This window comes from Hydrogenophaga sp., from assembly GCF_041633695.1.
Taxonomy (GTDB): domain Bacteria; phylum Pseudomonadota; class Gammaproteobacteria; order Burkholderiales; family Burkholderiaceae_C; genus Hydrogenophaga.
In genome coordinates, this window is sequence record NZ_JBFJMY010000679.1 from 1 (window position 1) to 1,629 (window position 1,629).

The 1,629-nt window shown below is 69.9% G+C and carries 1 protein-coding gene and 1 pseudogene; one reads left to right on the forward strand and one right to left on the reverse strand.

Annotation, left to right across the window (positions count from 1 at the left end; all coding sequences use genetic code 11):
- A pseudogene (locus ABYB95_RS23145) lies at positions 1-96 on the forward strand (7-cyano-7-deazaguanine synthase); the annotation flags it as partial.
- A 32-nt stretch (positions 97-128) separates the two neighbouring features.
- Here the strand turns inward: ABYB95_RS23145 and ABYB95_RS23150 are convergent.
- A complete protein-coding gene (locus tag ABYB95_RS23150) occupies positions 129-1,388 on the reverse strand; it encodes an MFS transporter (RefSeq protein WP_372662600.1) in 1,260 nt (419 codons plus the stop codon).
- Positions 1,389-1,629 lie beyond the last annotated feature (241 nt).

Below are 1,629 nucleotides of genomic sequence, written 5' to 3' on the forward strand. Positions count from 1 at the left end.
GACCGCGAACACCGCCACGTGTGGGGCTACGGATGCGGCACTTGCCCGGCTTGCGATTTGCGGGCGAAAGGCTGGGCGGGCTACGCCGCAGCTTGAGTCTGCAGCCTAGTGCGTGCTGCGTGGTGCGATCAGGCCGGGTCGCTGGTGGCGGGCACCACCCGCACCGGGCCCTTGTGCACCACCGGCGGGCGCGAGCGCGCATCGACCACGGCCCAGGCGAACACGCCCAGGCCACCCAGGGCCAGCAGGGCACCGACCCAGCCGGTCGAGGCCCAGCCCAGGCCCGCGCTAATGGAAACACCACCCAGCCAAGCGCCCAGGGCGTTGGCGGTGTTGAACGCCGAATGGTTGAGCGCGGCGGCCAGCACCTGCGCCTCGCCCGCCACATCCATGAGGCGCAGCTGCAACGCAGGGCCAATGGCCACCACGGTGCCGATCAGAAAGACGTTGATAGAGCCCGCGACCACGTGGTGGGCGGTGAAGGTGTAGGCCACCAGCACCACGACGGCCCACACCAGCATGCCCCCCACGGTGGGCATGAGCGCGCGGTCGGCCAGGCGCGAACCCAGCACATTGCCCACCACCATGCCCAGGCCGAACAAAGCCAGCACGATCGGCACACCGGCCAGCGGCAGGCCGGCCAACTCGATCATGGTGGGCTTGACATAACTGAACACCGCAAACAGACCACCGAAACCGATGGCACCGATGCCCAGCGTGAGCCAGACCTGTTTGTTGCGCAGCGCGCCCAGCTCGCGCAGCGGGCTGGAACCGGGTGGTGCGACCATCACCGGCAGTTCGCGGTGGATCATGGCGGCCGCCAGCAAGGCGATGCCACCCACCAGCACGAAGGCGGCGCGCCAGCCAAACAGCTGGCCCAACCAGGCCGCCAGCGGCACCCCGAGCAAGGTGGCAAGGGTGAGGCCGGTCATCACCAGGCCGATGGCGCGCGCCCGCTGGCCCGGCGGCGCCAGCGCCGCTGCCACCAGCGCGGCGACGCCGAAGTAGGTGCCGTGTGGCATGCCCGCCACGAAACGCAAGAAGTTGAGCGAGGCGTAGCCCGGCGCGGCCGCACTGGCGAAGTTGCCCAGCGCGAACACCGCCATCAGCGCCACCAGCAAGGCGCGGCGCTCCCAGGAAGCGGCCAGGGCGGCCAGCACCGGCGCGCCCACCACCACGCCCAAGGCATAGGCGCTGATCACGTGCCCCGCCTGCGGGATGCTCACGCCGATGTCGCTGGCCACCTCGGGCAGCAAACCCATGATGACGAATTCACCGGTGCCGATGGCGAAGCTGCCCAGACCCAGGGCCAGCATGGCGCGTGCGGGGTGGGCCACGCGGGGCGTGGCGGATGGCGCTGGGGTGTCTGAAACGGTGGTGCTGTGCATGGCGGTGGCGTGCCGGAACGGTCCGGAGCATGAAACGGGGGCAAAGGCCAGGCTGTGCGATCGGTCGTGTGAAGCGCGCAAGTCGGCGGCGCCGATGGTGCCACGGCCGGCGGAAACGGGTGTGCCGCCCCAGTAGAAACCCTAGGAGCCTGCGCGGCAGAAGAGGCGTCGGCTGCAAATCGCCCGCAGCGGTCCATTTTTCACCGTCTATTTGCCCCATAGCCGGGCTATGGGGCTGCAA

Excerpts from the sequence above, each read along its gene's own strand:
- ABYB95_RS23150 (WP_372662600.1), bottom strand. The coding sequence starts at position 1,388 with ATGCACAGCACCACCGTTTCAGACACCCCAGCGCCATCCGCCACGCCC.